Below are 16,720 nucleotides of genomic sequence, written 5' to 3' on the forward strand. Positions count from 1 at the left end.
CGTTAGCGGTTGTAGTGGCATCCTTTTTTTGCTTTACTAAATGGCAAAAAAAGATATAACGTAAAACGCGCCCTTTAGGGAACGCCCAAAACCATATACTATTAACTATTATGCAACTCTTTGTTTAGTTCTTTTTTGTAAGCTTCTAAATTAGATTTTGTGTCCTCATCCAATTCAGGCTCCTTAATATCGGTATACGTTTTTAGGGTGTCGTATAAAATTTTAGCTACTAAATACCGGGCTGTTTTTTTATTATCGGCAGGAATATTAAACCATGGTGCATGGGCTTTGGACGTTCTATTTAGAGCATCTTGATAACATGCCATATAATTATCCCACAGTTTGCGCTCTTCGAGATCGCCCGCTGAAAACTTCCAATTTTTATCTTTTTTATTTAAACGACGTAATAAGCGATTTCGTTGTTCGTTGATAGAAATATTTAAAAAGAATTTAAAAATAATGGTGCCATTGGCGGCGATATGCTTTTCGAAATTATTAATTTGCTCGAAACGTCTATCCCAAAACTCAGGAGTTATATCGTTTAAACTACTAACATCTGGTAACTGCTCTCCCAATATGTACTCTGGATGAACACGTGTAACCAATACATTTTCGTAATGGGTACGGTTATGCACACCAAACTTACCTCGGGCTGGCAGTGCAATATAGTGACGCCATAAATAATCGTGATCGCGCTCTAAACTGGTAGGCACTTTAAAACTATGCACCACTACCCCACGCACATTAAAATCTTTAAACACTTCGCGTATTAGACTGTCTTTACCGGCAGTATCCATGCCCTGCAAGCAGACTAAGACCGCATATTTATCATGTGCGTACAAGGTATCTTGGAGTTTACCTAGTTTTTTGCGCACCTTTTTTAGCTCTTTTTTTAAGGTATCATCATCGGCGTCCATTTCGATATGAGTTGGAAGCGTTTTAATGTTTATAGGGTCGGTGATTTTGAAATCGGATATCGTGATGTTTTTCATAATACAGTCGTGTTATTTTGAAGCAAACAATTTAACATCTTGCTCACTTACTTCTTTACTTCCAAGAATAATTAAGCGCTCGACAACATTGCGAAGTTCCCTAATATTACCTGTCCAATCATATTCTTGAAGTAATTGAATGGCTTTAGTTGAGAATTTTTTTACAGCCGTGCCTTGCTCGCTAGATATTTTTTCGGCAAAGTGTTTTATTAATAACGGAATGTCTTCTCGCCTATCATTTAAAGCGGGCACCTTTACTAAGATTACCGCTAGTCTGTGATATAAATCTTCTCTAAAGTTTCCTTTTTCTATTTCAGCTTTAAGGTCTTTATTGGTTGCTGCAATAACGCGTACATCGACTTTAATATCTTTATCACTACCGACGCGTTGTATTTTACTTTCTTGTAAAGCACGTAATACTTTAGCTTGTGCCGATAAGCTCATATCCCCAATTTCATCTAGGAAAATAGACCCTCCATTAGCAGCTTCAAATTTTCCAGCACGCTCTTTTACGGCACTTGTAAAAGCACCTTTAACGTGACCGAAGAGTTCACTTTCTATTAATTCACTAGGAATTGCTGCACAGTTGACTTCAATCATATTTCCTTTAGCACGATCACTTTTTTCATGCAACCAATGGGCCACAAGTTCTTTCCCTGTTCCATTAGGCCCTGTAATAAGCACTCGAGCATCGGTGGGTGCTACTTTATCTATAATTTGTTTAATATGAGAAATGGCTTCACTCTCACCAATCATCTCATATTTTTTACTTACTTTTTTCTTTAGAATCTTGTTCTCTGTAACCAGTTCTTTTTTATCTAAAGCGTGACGTACAGTATTTAATAAGCGGTTTAAATCTGGCGGTTTTGAAATGTAATCAAAAGCGCCTAAACGCATCGTATTCACGGCTGTATCTAAATCACCATGTCCAGAAATCATAACAATTGGAATTTCTGGTTTTATCTTTTTTATTGCTTCTAATACTTCAACACCATCCATTTTAGGCATTTTAATATCACAAAGCACCAAATCGAAATCTTCTTTTTTAATTTTTTCTATTCCTGCTAGTCCATCTTCGGCTTCGAACAACTCATACTTATCATTTTCTTCGGAAAGAATTTTAACTAATACACGTCTTATCGCTGCTTCGTCTTCTATTACTAATATTTTGGACATCATATTTTAAATTTTATTCCTGTTCGTAAATATAGGGCATTGTCGTTGTCTAAATTATAAACATCATTGCGATCTTTATCGCGTAATCTATTATTAATACTTAATGTATACCCCACGTAACTGTACCATACCAAGTGTTCTGTAAAACAATGCTCATAACCCAATCCTGCAACTATAACAGACATAGACAAGTTTTCGGCTGTTTTACCATTAACAAGAAAAGCATCTTGAGCATTGGCAAAATATCCATCCATACTCACGTAGGTTTGCACGATATTCTTATCATTAAAAAAGTACTTTACATTTGTTTTAGGGATCCCCAAATTATAAGACCAATTTTGATTTACGCGTCTAAAATAGCTCACAAATGGCAATGGTAATGGTATTCCTGTAGTACTATTATAGGTCAGTCCTAAAATTAAACGGTAGGGTTTATCTAAAGATTTATCATCTCTACGATCGTTAATAGCATAAACACCTCCATTAATAAAGAGATCATCGGAGGTAATACTACGTCTCAAAGTAGATGCAATTCGAGGGGTTATTTTAGCTCCCAATCGCCAACGCTCTGAAGCTTTAAAGGTATACGCTAAATTAAAATCTATGATGTGTAATCGGTTAAAGTTAGAAGTCGGAAATGGATATTTATCTTCTAAATCCAAAGCGATACGACTGTACTCACCCCCAATGACTATATAGGCATCATTTTTTAACTTTATAGGGTAATTAATTAAACCGCGAAAGCGATCAAAACTGTCTTCAGATTTTGACTTTGGAAGGTAGGTATATTCCAATCGCGCTAAATCAGTTAACTGAGCGTTAGCGAACTGAAACGATAAAAACGTTAATAAGATAATTAAATATTTTAAACCCTCTTTAATTCGTATAGATTCTATCATTGGATTATGATTTTTAATTAATTATTCTGTTGAACTAGATTCTGTTTCCCCATTATTCATCTTTAATTTAATATCCTGATCTGATTGCTGAATAATATGGATATCGCGTTGTGGAAACGGGATACTAATATTATGTTCTCGAAACAATCGGTCTATTTCAAAGCGAATATCACTTTTAGGTATTCTTACATTAAAACTATCTTCGACTGTAAAAGCGACTCTAAAATTTAGAGAACTATCTCCAAAATCTGTAAAAGTGACCCGAGGTGGTGGCGATTTAAAAACTAGGTCGGAAGACTCTGTGGCTTCAAGCAATAGTTTTTCTACCAGTCTCAAATCACTTCCATAAGCTACGCCGACGTCTATCCATTCTCTAGTATTTTTTCCGTTTTGCGTCCAATTATATAAACTATTGGTTAAATACAAGTGATTGGGAATAATCATGACTTTATTATCCACGGTAACCGCACGTGTTGTACGCAATTTTATTTCTTCGACGCGCCCAACTTTACCGTCCAATTCAATAATATCACCCACATGAACAGATTGGTCTATAAGTATAAAAACACCTGAAATTATATCTTGAAATAGGGTTTGCAAGGCTAAACCAATTCCTATTAAAAGTCCTGCTGATGCCGCAATGATTGCTGTGACATTAACTCCAATTCCAGAAAGCGCTACTAAGAGCACAACGACATATATAAACCATCGCGTAAATGAAAATACGGTATTAAATTTCGCTTTATCTTCATCGGGTAAACGTCGAGATAGTAAGCGTTTAATCATACCCAAAATTAAGGTGGTAATAATTAAAACAACCCCAACAACCATTAGCAACCCTACGGTTATTCTAATCGTGTCTGCTTCATTTTGATACAATTGAATTTCGAGAAACTTAATAAACTGTTCCCAAATAGAGCTCTCGGTTATAGCGTCTTCAATTTTATCTAATTTTTCCCCTACTTTATCTTGCATATTAGTATTTCATCCATTTTAATAGTTCGCGATAGCTTGCTTTTTTCCCATACATTAAAATCCCTACTTTATAAATCTTCGCTGCAAACCAAACAGCTAATATAAATGTAATAATTAAAATAATTAAAGATACAATTTGTTGCCAAATTGGCACTCCAAAGGGGATACGCATTAACATCACTACTGGTGATGTAAATGGAATAAACGAAAATAATGTTGAAATCGTACCGTGAGGGTCTTCGATCACCGTAAAAAAGCCAACATATACTGATAAAACTAATGGCATTAATATAGGAAACATAAACTGTTGCGTATCGGTTTCACTATCTACTGCCGCTCCAATAGCAGCATACAACGAGCTATACAATAAATACCCACCTATAAAAAACATAAAGAAGGCAATAATTAAGTTTACTAATGGTAACCGCTGTATAGCAGCCATTGCTAATTCTACTTGTGTATTGATATCCGAATCGGATAAAGACTGTTGTAGTAGTTCTTTTTGTGGTGTTTGAATTTGTGACAAATCGATATCAAAAATCAAGGAAACACTAGTAAAAAGTACAGCTCCTAATACAATCCATATTACAAACTGAGTAACACCAGCAAGCGATGTTCCTATAATTTTCCCTAACATTAATTGCATTGGTTTTACCGATGAAATAATAACTTCGATAATACGGCTTGTTTTTTCTTCGATTACCGAGCGCATAATCATATTTCCATAAATAATGATAAACATAAATAGCAAATACCCGGAAGCCCCACCAAATATAAGTTTCACAAAACTATCTAATGTAGATGTTCTTTCTCCATCAAAATTTTCTTGATTCACAGTAATATCTATCGTCGACGATTTTATAAGTGAAATATCCACCTCTTTCTCGATTAAATTCAAATCGGTTAAACGGCTTTCGATTGCCGTTTCTAAATCTGAAATTACAGATATTGAAGGCGATTCTTGTGAATAAAATTTAATACCATTAGTTATCGATTCAGGTTTATCGAAGGCTGATATATACAATAAGCCATAGGCATCCGATGCTTTAACGACCGTTTTAGCAGTTTTTAAGGTCATATTATCCAGTATGGTATATTTAGTAAACTCCTCATCTGTAAACTTATCGTAAACCAAACCTGACTCGTCCAAGATGGAAATATGCCGAACCTTGTCGTTATTAATTTGTGATAAATAAGCTACTAGTGTGACTAGGGCAATCATAATTAACGGACTTAAAACCGTCATGATTACAAACGATTTGTTGCGCACCTTAGTTAGGTATTCCCGTTTTATAATAAGTGGTAAATGATTCATAATTTACTAATTGCTTTTTACTGTTTTAATAAAAATATCATTCACACTAGGTATAAGCTCTACGAAATGAGAAACTTCTCCTTGACGCGTTAAATAGCTTAGCAGGTCGTTAGAAGATTCGTTTTCCCCCACTTTAACATTCAGTTTTAATTCGTCGCCAAGCGTTCTAAATTCGGCAGGACTCACTGCAAAATGTTCCGTAAGATTTTGACGCACTAGCTCTGGATTGGTTGTTTTTAAACCCACTTCGAACGTATTGGTTTTAAATTGTTTTTTAATATAAATTAAATTACCATCAAGAATTTTATTCGATTTATGAATTAAAGCAATATGATCACAAAGCTCTTCTACCGATTCCATTCTGTGTGTTGAAAAGATAACAGTTGCTCCATTATTTTTAAGTCTCAAAATTTCGTCTTTAATAATATCGGCATTAATAGGATCGAAGCCTGAAAACGGCTCATCAAAAATTAAAAGTTTTGGTTCGTGTAATACGGTGACAACAAACTGAATTTTCTGCGCCATTCCTTTGGATAGCTCTTGTATTTTTTTGTTCCACCAATCTCCAATTTCTAAACGCTCAAACCATTCATGAAGTTTTTTTTTCGCTTCTGCCTTTTGCATTCCTTTTAGTTGTGCTAAGTACAAAGCTTGCTCTCCTACTTTCATCGATTTATACAAACCGCGTTCTTCGGGTAAATAACCAATATCTTTAATATGGGCATTTTTAAGGGGCTGACCATCTAATAGGATATGCCCACTGTCGGGCATGGTGATTTGGTTTATAATCCTAATTAAGGTTGTTTTTCCCGCACCGTTGGGTCCCAACAGTCCAAATATACTCCCTTGAGGGACGGTAACAGACACCTTATTAAGAGCGACATGATTACCAAAAGATTTAGAAACTGAATGCGCTTCTAATAGATTATTCATAAAATTAGTATTGCTTGAATATATTACAGTGTAAATATAAAAAAAGGAATGTTGGCAATTTCACTCTAAAACATATTTTATTGTAATCTATCCGATTATTCCGATTGTAGCAGCCTGGGCTTGAAAGGGCGCTATAGCTAGCCCTTAAAATAGCAAAACCCACCCTTAAAAAATAAGGATGGGAAAAAATTGCTATGAAAAAGAAAAATTACTGCTGGCACAAAACCAGCAATATTCCAAATATACTATTTTTTAACAAAAAAAGCTCCAAAGCATTAAATAACTTCATAAAAAATAAAAAATCCTGTAAAAACAGGATTTTTTATAGTAAAGGTATTTAAACCTATACAGAATTATATTTTGCTTAAGAAAACATATCTTTTACTTTCTCAAAAAAGGACTTGTCTGAATTCTCAGGTTTTGGCTGGAAATGCTCATCATCTTTCATGGTTTCGAAAAATTCCTTTTGCGTTTTATTTAATGTTTTTGGTGTCCATACATTAACATGCACTAATAAATCTCCTTTACCATAGCCATTAATATTCGGTATTCCTTTTCCGCGTAAGCGTAAAATTTTACCTGATTGCATTCCTGCTTCAATTTTTATACGGACTTTACCTGTTACGGTATCGATTTCTTTAGAGCTTCCTAGAACAGCATCTGGCACACTAACATACAAATCATAGTGTAAGTTATCGCCTTCACGCTGTAACGTTGGGTGATCTTCCTCTTCAATAGCCACTAATAAATCTCCAGACACACCATTACCGGGCGCTTCGTTACCTTTACCTGAGACTTTAAGTTGCATCCCATCGACAACTCCTGCAGGAATTTTCACTGGAATGGTTTCTTCTTTCACTTTAAACCCTTGCGCATCGGCATCGGCAGGTTTTTTATCTATAATTTGACCTGCTCCACCACAGGCTGTACAGGTACTTGCTGTTTGCATACGTCCCAAAATAGTATTGGTCACACGCATTACTTGTCCGGCACCATTACATGTAGAACATGTTTTATAGGTTGTTCCAGAGGCTTGTACTTTACGCTTTACCTTAATTTTTTTCTCTACACCGTTAGCAATTTCTTCTAAGGTTAGTTTTAGGCGTACTCGTAAATTACTTCCTTTCGTGCGTCGTTGACCACCGCCACCTCCAAAGCCAGAGAAACCGCCGCCAAAGCCACCACCAAAAATATCACCAAATTGGCTGAATATATCATCCATATTCATACCGCCTCCGCCGCCAAAACCACCGTTGCCGTCGAACGCTTGGTGACCAAATTGGTCATATCGCGCTTTTTTATCTGCGTTACTTAAAATTTCATAAGCTCCAGCCGCTTCCTTAAATTTAGCCTCAGCTTCTTTATCATCCGGATTTTTATCAGGGTGAAACTCTATCGCCTTTTTGCGATACGCTTTTTTAATTTCGGCTGCTGTTGCGTTTTTTTGTAATCCTAGTATTTCGTAATAATCTCTCTTTGCCATCGTCTTGTTTTATTGGCCTGTCACCACCTTTGGGAAACGAATTATTTTGTCTCCTAATTTATATCCTTTCTCTAAAACGTCTATAATTTTACCCTTAAGCTTATCATTAGGTGCTGCCACCTGAGTAATCGCTTGATGTAAATCGGCATTAAAGTCGTCTCCCGATCTCACTTCTACTGGAGATAACCCTTGTTTTTCTAGAGTGGTTTTTAATTTTTTACTAATTAATTCAACTCCTTTTAAAAGCTCTTTCTCTTTCGTCTTAGAAATCTCTACATAAGCACGATCAAAATCATCAAGCACTGGAAGCAATGATAACATTACATCTTCACTTGCTGTTTTGAATAGCTCTACACGCTCTTTCGAGGTTCTTCTTTTATAGTTTTCAAATTCTGCAAAAAGACGTAAGAACTTATCTTTTTCTTGATTTAATTCTTCTGTAAGCTTTTCTTCTATAGAAAGCGTCTCGGTTTCATTAACTTCGGTAGCATTAGTATCTGTTGACTGATCTACTGCTTCTTCGTTTTTATCTATGTCTTTACTCATTTTTGAATTCTTTTTAAACACATTCTACTTGTGGCAAAAGTGTTGCCATTCTAAAAAAAATGCCATAATGTCACTTTCTTATTTTAAGTTTTTTTTTTGATATGTAAACGGCTTATTATTTATCTTTGCCCCCAATTAATCATTTAACTATAAATTAAAATTATGAAAAGAAGTTTTTTAAATATTTTCGCTGTAGCAGCGATTGGTTTAGCGGTAGTAAGCTGTAAGAATAGCAACGAAACTAAAACCACTGAAGCAGAAGTTGTTGCAGTACCTGAGGCAACTGCACAAAAATACACAGTACTTACTGACGCTTCTACAATTGAGTGGAAAGGGTCAAAACCAGCGGGAACACATTTTGGAACGATTAACTTAGAAAGTGGAGTTCTTAATGTTTTAGAGAATGAAATTCAGAGTGGAACATTTTTAATCGATATGACTTCAATTGAAGTTAACGATTTAGAAGGTGACAAAAAAGCAAGTCTTGAAGCACACTTAAAAGGAACTGCTGAAGGACAAGAAGACCACTTCTTTAATGTTGCAAAATTCCCTACAGGTGCTTTTGAAGTAACAGGAGTAACTACTGATGCTGAAGGAAAAATGATGTTATCAGGAAACTTAGCTTTAAAAGGAAAGAAAAACAACATCACTTTCCCTGTAAGTTTAACGACTAATGGAGATGACTTAACATTAACAAGTGAGTCTTTTAATATTGATAGAACAAAATGGTCTGTAAACTACAGTTCTAAAACAGTATTTGGAGATCTTGGAGACAAATTCGTTAATGACGAGATTGAATTAAAAATCGTTGTAAAAGCTAAAAAAGCTTAATTTCTAAACGTTTTATACTATAAAAGCCATTCTTTAATTAAAGAATGGCTTTTTTATTTGCAATCATTTTTCTTTGTGTCGTTGCCTTTTATAACAAGGCATTTAAGGCTGAATTTAAATTATGGTATTTAAAGTGAAAGCCTTTATTTTCAATTTTTTTCGAACAGACGCGTTGACTTTCAAAAAGGAGAATATGCATCTCTCCCAATACCAATTTCATCACAAATTTCGGAATGTTTGGCAGAAATAACGGAGCGTCTAATTTGTTAGCAATAGCTTTCGTAATATCCTCATTTGTTTTTGGATTTGGTGCCACACCATTATACACACCCTCCAATTTAAACTGAGTAACATACAGAAAAAGGCGTGCTAAATCATGGATATGAATCCAAGAATTCCATTGCTCTCCCGACCCCATATTTCCTCCTAGTCCGTATTTAATAGGTTTCTTCAGTTCAGGAAAAGCACCACCATCATTAGAAAGCACCAAACCTATGCGCACTTTAGAAACTGTAATATCCAAGTTAGAGAAGGTATCGACTGCTTTTTCCCAAAGCGATACCACTTGTCCTAAAAAAGAGTCACTTACTTCCTGTTCCGCTTCAGTATAATAGTTCGTTAAAGAATCTGGATAGATACCAATAGCACTTGCTGACACCACGTGTTTAACGCCATGTGAATTATTGGCTAATGTTTTATATAGTAAAGCCGTTGTTTTAGTCCGACTATCTATACTTATTTGTTTTTGTTTTGCCGTCCATCGCTTAGAAATACTAGCACCCACTAGGTGAATAATAGTATCCACGCCCTTTAAGCAATTCTCATCAATCTCGTCGGTGTTGGGATTCCACAAAAACCCTCGATAAGACTCTTTAGTCGAAATTTTAGAAGCACTCGTTGTTAAATAGTTGACTGATATACCTTTATCATGGCACTGTTTAACAATCTCACTTCCTATTAATCCTGTGGCTCCGGTAATTAGTACGCGCATTTAATTTTTTTATTTAAAGTACAAAATATCACGTCTCAAACCGCTATGTTTAAGTAAGGTTTAACAATTAAAACACTTACATTTTAAAAGCGCGCAGCATGTGTCGTTTTCCTGGAGGCCCTTGAAGTTTTTCAACTTTAAAACCAGCACTTATCATGGCACGTCTGGCATGTCCTTGCGCACAATAGGTTACTAAAACACCGTTAACCTTTAAAGCGTCATACATAGTTTTAAACACCGCTTCCGTCCACAATTCTGGCTGTACCCTAGGCCCAAAAGCATCAAAATAAATGATATCAAATTCTGATTGGTCACGAATATCAAGGAAGCTTTTCTTTTGTTTTTTAAGCTTAAAATGCTGTGAAACGACTTCTAAAGTTTCCCAAGGTTGCTCATGCATATTTTTAAGCCATAATGACTCATTTTCAGCAGTAAGTTCTGTGTAATTTAAGGATTGTAACTCTTCGGGTGAGATCGGGAAGGCCTCAACACCAACATAGGTTATCGCTAATTGATGCTTTTCGGCATAGTGTAAGGTTAAAAAAGCATTCAAGCCCGTACCAAATCCTATTTCTAAGACAGACACCTCTTGAATGCTTTTTTTATTGTTATCAGAAGATAAAAAACCGACTAACCCTTTGTCAATATATACATAATTGGCTTCTTGAATTGCGCCATGCTTAGAATGGTATTGTTCGTTCCATTCTGGAATATGTATGGTTTTAGAACCATCTTCGGTAGTAATTATTTCTCTTTTCAATTTACTTCTTTAAAAGTACACCATCTGCTTCAAATGAGTAAGTACGTTTAGGCTCTGTAATTGCCGCAATAGCTTCTTCAGATTCACCTGCATCTTCAGCATAGTGACGTTGGTCTTCAACAGACATTTCTTCAACAAAAGCTTTTCCATTAATTATAACCTCTTTTCCTTGAATATCTTTTGGCATAAAGAAACCGTAATCCTTAAATTTAACCATCGCTTGTTCTTCTCCACCTAGATCTAATTTCATCCAGCAGCCTTTAGACTGGCAAACCTCATTTACTTTAGCAATAAGTTTAGAATTTACGCTATCGCCAACCTTCATTGTTTTGTAATGCTCGGCCATAGAACTTGCTGCAATAGCATCATCGGCTACAATCTCTTTACCAAACGATTCATAATCGCCTTCAGCAGAATTTTCTGGAGTTACCATCTCGGTTACTGTTTCAACAACCTCAGCTTCTGTTGGTTTGTTTTCTTCTTTACAAGCGACTAATGAAAGTGCTAATGCAGGAATAAGTAAATAGTTTTTCATCTTAATTATATGGTATTATGATTTTTTTAACAAGTTCAAAGATACTATTTTAAGTGTTAAATCCATTTTTATACACCTAAATTCTGTATTTTTGCCCCTGAAAATAACGACTAATGAACACAGAAAAAAAACATAAATTAGAGATAACTAAAGCTAAAGAGTCTAAAATTGATAGCGTTGATTTTAATAACTTATCGTTTGGACGTGCTTTTACCGACCACATGTTCTCTTGTGAGTTTAAAGATGGAAAATGGCAAGTAGGTAAGATTACGCCTTACGAACCTTTAACCTTAGACCCATCGGCAAGAGTTTTTCATTATGGCCAAGCGGTTTTTGAAGGTATGAAAGCCTTTAAAGACCAAGATAACCAAGTTTGGTTATTTAGACCTGAAGACAATTTTAACCGTATTAACAAATCGGCTGCCCGATTGGCGATGCCAGAATTCCCAAAAGACATTTTCTTTGAAGGCTTAACCGAGCTATTAAAGTTAGATGATGCATGGATAAAAAACACTAAAGGTAGCGCAATGTACATAAGACCATTTGTTATTGCTACCGAGCCTGCTATATCTGCGTCACCGGCAAGCGAGTATAAATTTATGATTATAATGTCGCCTGCTCAAGCTTATTACGCTGGAGAAGTCCGTGTTCTTATTGCTTCTGAATACAGCCGTGCTACCGATGGTGGTGTTGGTTTTGCTAAAGCTGCAGGAAATTATGCTGCACAGTTTTACCCTACAAGTTTAGCTCATAAAGAAGGTTACCAACAAGTTATTTGGACCGATTCTAACTCGCATGAGTATTTAGAAGAAGCTGGAACGATGAATATCTTCTTTAGAATAAATGACACCTTAATTACTGCTCCAACAAGTGACAGAATTTTAGATGGTATTACAAGAAAAAGTGTCATCCAACTCGCAAAAGATAACAACATAGACGTTGAAGTTAGACCTATTAAAGTTGAAGAATTGGTTAATGCTGCTAAAGACGGAAGCTTAAAAGAAATTTTTGGTTCTGGAACAGCTGCGGTAATCAACCCAATTTTAGGATTTAAACATAAAGACTTTAAACACGAATTACCAAAACAAGAAGCTCCTTATTCGGCCTTCTTTAAAGAGAAACTAAATGCCATACAGTACAATTTGGCAGACGACCCACACCAGTGGCGTTATAAAATTTAATACTAAAAGGGACTAATTTTTAATTAGTCCCTTTTTATTTCACTCCTTTTTTGAGAGCTTTTGCTCATTAAATGCATGAAGCCTTTATGTTATTATTTCAGATCTAGAATCTTAGCAATATCAGGCTTAAAATACGCTGGTCCTTTAAGCACTTTTCCATCCTCTCTGTAAATAGGCTCTCCATCGTCACCCAATTTACTCATATTACTCCGTTGTATCTCGTTAAACACCTCTTCAATTTTATGTTGCATCCCGTGTTCTATGATCGTCCCACATAAAATATAAAGCATATCACCTAAGGCATCGGCAACCTCAACCAAGTCATTATTATTGGCTGCTTCAAGGTATTCTTCATTTTCCTCTTTCATCAAGTTAAACCGAAGGGTATTTTTGGCCACTCCTAAATCGGCTTTTGGCGTCTCCCGATATCCAATTTTAAAGGCGGTATGGAAATCTGCCACTGCTTTTATTTTATTTTTCATACTTATAAAAGTAATTATAGTTTGTAATGGTTATTTTTGCATAAAAATAAGAATATGTTTAGTACAGGGCAATTAGTTTTTGGTGTTTTATTTGCGATCGTCTTTATCTTTGTTATCGCTTATATGTATAGAAAAGATCTTAATTTACACCGTCAGCATTACAAAGGTACACTTTGGGTACTGCTCGCTTTTATAGGTTTTATAGGTTTTATTGCCGCCATAAAATTTATATTCTCATAATTTAACTCTGTTTTATTTAGCGCTTCTTAGTTCTAAAATAAAACAGTAATACTTATTTAATTTTAGTAAATTTGATTACTAACTAATCATAAATCATGAAAGCATTTAAATATATTTTTTTTCTTCTACTCATTGTCATTATAGCACTGTCTATATACATTGCGGTACAACCAAACTCTTTTAATGTCACTAGAACGCGTACTATTAATGCGCCTGCAGCAGTTATATACGACAATGTGATCGATTATAAGAATTGGGAGTCTTGGTCTTCTTGGGCCGAAAAAAATGAAGATTTAAAAATCATGCTACCGGAAAACACGCATGGAACAGGTAGTTCGTACTCATGGGAAGACGCCGATGGTGTTGGTACTATGCGAACTATAGCCGCTTCACCACACACCTCTATTACTCAAGAAATGGAATTGGGTGAAGATTACCCAAAATCTAATGTCAATTGGTCGTTTACTCCTAACGAACAAGGTGGGACAGATGTTACTTGGTCGATTGCGGGTGATAACTTACCATTTATGTTTAAAGCATACACGGCATTTTCAGGCTCTATGGACGATCAAATCGGACCAGACTACGAGCGTAGCTTAGAAAAACTTGATAGTTTAGTTGTGGCTTCCATGTCAAAATATAGCATTACTACAGATAATGAAATCACGATGCACAGTGGTGGTTTTTACTTATATAACACGACCTCAACAAAATTAAGCGACTATGCATCTAAAATGCAAGAGATGCTACCTAAGGTCATAGCCTATGCTAAAAACAATAACATTACTATGGCTGGTGCTCCTTTTATTTTGTATCACAAATGGGACGAAGAAAACAATGCTGTTATGTTTTCTTGCGCTGTACCAACAACAGCAAAAGTTATTACAACAGAAACGGATATATTAACGGGACAAATTCTTCCTTTTTCGGCAATTAAAACAACGTTAAAGGGTGATTATAGCAATCTAAAAACCGCTTGGGATAGCACACTAAAATCAATTAGCGAGAAAGGCTATGTAGCTGCAGAAAACGGCCCGATGTTAGAGTATTATTTAAACACCCCTATGAACACACCAAATCCAGCTGATTTGGTTACAGAAATATATGTGGCTGTAGAAAAGAAACAAGACGAAGTCGTTGAGTAAAAGCGATTGCCAATACCTAAAATAAAAAAGCAGTTCTCTACAGAGAGCTGCTTTTTGTTTATACCAATAGCACTTTAGTTTTAAGCGTCTTTTAAACAAATAATTTCAGAATCATGAACTCCGGTATGCATCGTAACACTATTTACAATTGTTCTTGGAACGGCCTTTAAAGTAATAGATCCGCAGTTTTTGGTTTCAGAACTTGTAACTGAAAACTCACCTATTTTTGATGTTTCACCACGTTCAATTTCAAAAACATTAGCATCGGTAATAGTAGTAGTTAACAGATAATAATCAAGAAACGCTACGGCCACCTCAAAGGATCCGGAAATTTCCATCCCCTTAACAAAATGAGAGCAATCCCCATAATTATTGATCGTTAAAAGAGCTTTTGGTCGCGTACTATTCATTTGAATCACGGTACTATACGATGTGTCGTCTGGATGCTCGATGGTAATACGAAGTTTATCATCGGTTCCAGGGCTAAATCGCGCTAAAATATTATTGGAATTATTAGAAGAATCACCATAATAAGTAAAATAGCCATCATCATCTACTGTAGAGAACAGGTCGTTATCTAATAAAAATCGCTTGGTAATATATTGCTCTTCGCTAGTATTTAAGTTTGTTGTTTTAATTTTATACTTCAGGCCTTCAAACTCATTCGTTAGCCCTTTTACAACAATCACTCCGCTAAACCCACTGTTCTCTTTTGTAGGTAAAGCATTATAATCAAATCTTGCATTAGCCATGGTTAATCCTGTTGACGGGTTTATTTTCTCTACAGAAATACCTCCAACATACTTAAGTTTTGGTCCAACACCACTCCAGTCTGTTTTAGGTTGAATAGGTATATAAGACTCTACAACATTACCAAAGTTTACACAATCCATTCCTGTTGGCGCCACACTCCATGATAATACAGCACGAACTTTTAAGATTTGTGCTTTAGGTTGGTCTTTTTTTAGTCCTAAAAAAGAATACGGTAATACTGCGGAGTAGAACAATCCGTCTTCGGGAACATTTTGAATATCATACACATTTACAGTCGTTGTTCCGGCATGGGTCCATTCGCAATCGTCGTCGTTTTGCACCCAAAAAGACACAAATTCTTTACTTCCCGCACTACATAAACCACCACTATATCCGGACGATTTTTTTATTTTAATAGTCCCCACTAGTGCTTCACGATGATAATCGGCACCCACACAAATAAGCTCTTCATATTCGGTATTACATTTCAATTTATTGAGTTGTGCCAGAACTTCTGCAATGGAAATATTATTGATCTCAAACAAGCTAGAAAGGTCTTTAAAATTGGACAAAAAAGGTGAGTTACTCACTTGTTTCAAAAAGGAATACCCAAAACGCTGCGGAGCTACTTTTTCTTTTTTGTAATGCTTAACCAGCTCACTAAAACTTAACGATTTAGGAGCCATTTTAAATTGAGCATTTTTTATAATATCAGAATATTGCGGCTTGATTTGCGCAATTTGATTTAATGATAAACTCGGATTAAAAATCGCTTTGCTTAAAATATCATCCAATTCAAACAAAGGAAAATCTGGAAAGAAAAACTTACGAGGTTCAATCTGAATTTGAACGTCCTTTTTATCACTCCATACATAGGTTCCCTTTGTTAACTCTGGATCGTTTTCTTCCGGAATAGTATTCCACGACAAAACAGCTCTCACTAGTGGTAAGTTAGGAACAGAACAAAACTCCCTTTTAGGTTCAATCATTAGTTCCACGACATAATCTATGGGCTTTCCAGGTGCATCACTACAATCTTTTTGCGTAGGTATATCGTTAACATTAACACCTACAACCCCCATGTCTTCCCAACCGTCTCCATCTTGGTAATCTAAATAGAAACGCACATACTCGTACGTCCCTTCTACACTTCCTCCAGAATACCCAATTGCACGTTTAATATGAATGGTAGCTGTTAGGGACTTAGAAGCCGCATGGTAACCCACACACCCCAAAGCCTCATAAGTTGTATTCATTTTTTGTTTAAAAAATGCTCCAGGTGTTTTCAGTTTTAATTTTGATAATTCAGCACCTTTTAAAGACATAAAAGATGTGAATTCTTGACGTGCAACTAGTAGTTGCTTTTCATTTAGTGATTTCATAATTATTAAATTAATAGCGTACCTACTCTATTTTGGCTTTTCGGTATCCGCACCTAACAATCGCAAGTATTCATTGCTGTTATTACCTTTTAATAATCACA

General features: G+C 35.6%; 16 protein-coding genes. 3 read left to right on the forward strand and 13 right to left on the reverse strand.

Features of this window, described 5'->3' with window-relative positions:
• Window positions 1-101: 101 nt before the first annotated feature.
• From BLV64_RS00800 to BLV64_RS00835, 8 genes are all read right to left on the reverse strand, one after another.
• A complete protein-coding gene (locus tag BLV64_RS00800) occupies window positions 102-992 on the reverse strand; it encodes a PPK2 family polyphosphate kinase (protein ID WP_092131180.1) in 891 nt (296 codons plus the stop codon).
• Window positions 993-1,004: 12 nt separating this feature from the next.
• On the reverse strand, window positions 1,005-2,168 hold the full coding sequence (locus tag BLV64_RS00805; protein WP_092131369.1) for a sigma-54-dependent transcriptional regulator: 1,164 nt from the start codon (window positions 2,166-2,168) through the stop codon (window positions 1,005-1,007).
• Entirely contained in the window at window positions 2,168-3,067 is a 900-nt protein-coding gene (locus BLV64_RS00810; RefSeq protein ID WP_092131182.1) for a DUF6268 family outer membrane beta-barrel protein, read from the reverse strand. Before BLV64_RS00810 ends, BLV64_RS00805 begins: the two co-directional genes overlap by 1 nt.
• 21 nt (window positions 3,068-3,088) lie before the next feature.
• On the reverse strand, window positions 3,089-4,042 hold the full coding sequence (locus BLV64_RS00815) for a mechanosensitive ion channel family protein (RefSeq protein ID WP_092131184.1): 954 nt from the start codon (window positions 4,040-4,042) through the stop codon (window positions 3,089-3,091).
• Between the two features lies 1 nt (window position 4,043).
• Window positions 4,044-5,357: an ABC transporter permease gene (locus BLV64_RS00820; RefSeq protein WP_092131186.1), complete on the reverse strand. Its 1,314-nt coding sequence runs from the start codon at window positions 5,355-5,357 to the stop codon at window positions 4,044-4,046.
• Window positions 5,358-5,363: 6 nt separating this feature from the next.
• Window positions 5,364-6,290, reverse strand: a complete 927-nt coding sequence (locus BLV64_RS00825; RefSeq protein ID WP_092131188.1) for an ABC transporter ATP-binding protein — start codon at window positions 6,288-6,290, stop codon at window positions 5,364-5,366.
• A 364-nt stretch (window positions 6,291-6,654) separates the two neighbouring features.
• Window positions 6,655-7,773 (reverse strand): molecular chaperone DnaJ, encoded by a 1,119-nt coding sequence (gene dnaJ / locus BLV64_RS00830; protein ID WP_092131191.1) that lies wholly within the window; start codon window positions 7,771-7,773, stop codon window positions 6,655-6,657.
• A gap of 9 nt (window positions 7,774-7,782) precedes the next feature.
• A complete protein-coding gene (locus tag BLV64_RS00835; RefSeq protein ID WP_092131193.1) occupies window positions 7,783-8,319 on the reverse strand; it encodes a nucleotide exchange factor GrpE in 537 nt (178 codons plus the stop codon).
• Between the two features lie 162 nt (window positions 8,320-8,481).
• On the opposite strand from BLV64_RS00835, the gene BLV64_RS00840 reads away from it, so the two are divergent.
• A complete protein-coding gene (locus BLV64_RS00840; protein WP_092131195.1) occupies window positions 8,482-9,150 on the forward strand; it encodes a YceI family protein in 669 nt (222 codons plus the stop codon).
• 88 nt (window positions 9,151-9,238) lie between these two features.
• On the opposite strand, the gene BLV64_RS00845 is transcribed toward BLV64_RS00840, so the two are convergent.
• From BLV64_RS00845 to BLV64_RS00855, 3 genes are all read right to left on the reverse strand, one after another.
• On the reverse strand, window positions 9,239-10,141 hold the full coding sequence (locus BLV64_RS00845; protein WP_092131197.1) for a TIGR01777 family oxidoreductase: 903 nt from the start codon (window positions 10,139-10,141) through the stop codon (window positions 9,239-9,241).
• Window positions 10,142-10,217: 76 nt separating this feature from the next.
• Window positions 10,218-10,901, reverse strand: coding sequence for a tRNA (5-methylaminomethyl-2-thiouridine)(34)-methyltransferase MnmC2 (gene mnmD, locus BLV64_RS00850; protein WP_092131199.1), 684 nt, complete (start codon window positions 10,899-10,901; stop codon window positions 10,218-10,220).
• A gap of 1 nt (window position 10,902) precedes the next feature.
• Entirely contained in the window at window positions 10,903-11,436 is a 534-nt protein-coding gene (locus BLV64_RS00855; RefSeq protein ID WP_092131201.1) for a DUF4920 domain-containing protein, read from the reverse strand.
• A gap of 113 nt (window positions 11,437-11,549) precedes the next feature.
• On the opposite strand from BLV64_RS00855, the gene BLV64_RS00860 reads away from it, so the two are divergent.
• Window positions 11,550-12,617: a branched-chain amino acid aminotransferase gene (locus BLV64_RS00860; protein WP_092131203.1), complete on the forward strand. Its 1,068-nt coding sequence runs from the start codon at window positions 11,550-11,552 to the stop codon at window positions 12,615-12,617.
• Window positions 12,618-12,709: 92 nt separating this feature from the next.
• Here BLV64_RS00860 and BLV64_RS00865 read toward each other — a convergent pair whose 3' ends face one another.
• Window positions 12,710-13,099, reverse strand: coding sequence for a pyrophosphohydrolase domain-containing protein (locus BLV64_RS00865; RefSeq protein ID WP_092131205.1), 390 nt, complete (start codon window positions 13,097-13,099; stop codon window positions 12,710-12,712).
• A gap of 335 nt (window positions 13,100-13,434) precedes the next feature.
• On the opposite strand from BLV64_RS00865, the gene BLV64_RS00875 reads away from it, so the two are divergent.
• Complete coding sequence (locus BLV64_RS00875) at window positions 13,435-14,484, forward strand: SRPBCC family protein (protein WP_092131209.1); 1,050 nt, start codon at window positions 13,435-13,437, stop codon at window positions 14,482-14,484.
• A gap of 80 nt (window positions 14,485-14,564) precedes the next feature.
• On the opposite strand, the gene BLV64_RS00880 is transcribed toward BLV64_RS00875, so the two are convergent.
• Entirely contained in the window at window positions 14,565-16,619 is a 2,055-nt protein-coding gene (locus tag BLV64_RS00880; protein ID WP_092131211.1) for a hypothetical protein, read from the reverse strand.
• Window positions 16,620-16,720 lie beyond the last annotated feature (101 nt).

This window comes from Bizionia paragorgiae, assembly GCF_900107625.1.
Classification (GTDB): Bacteria; Bacteroidota; Bacteroidia; order Flavobacteriales; family Flavobacteriaceae; genus Bizionia; species Bizionia paragorgiae.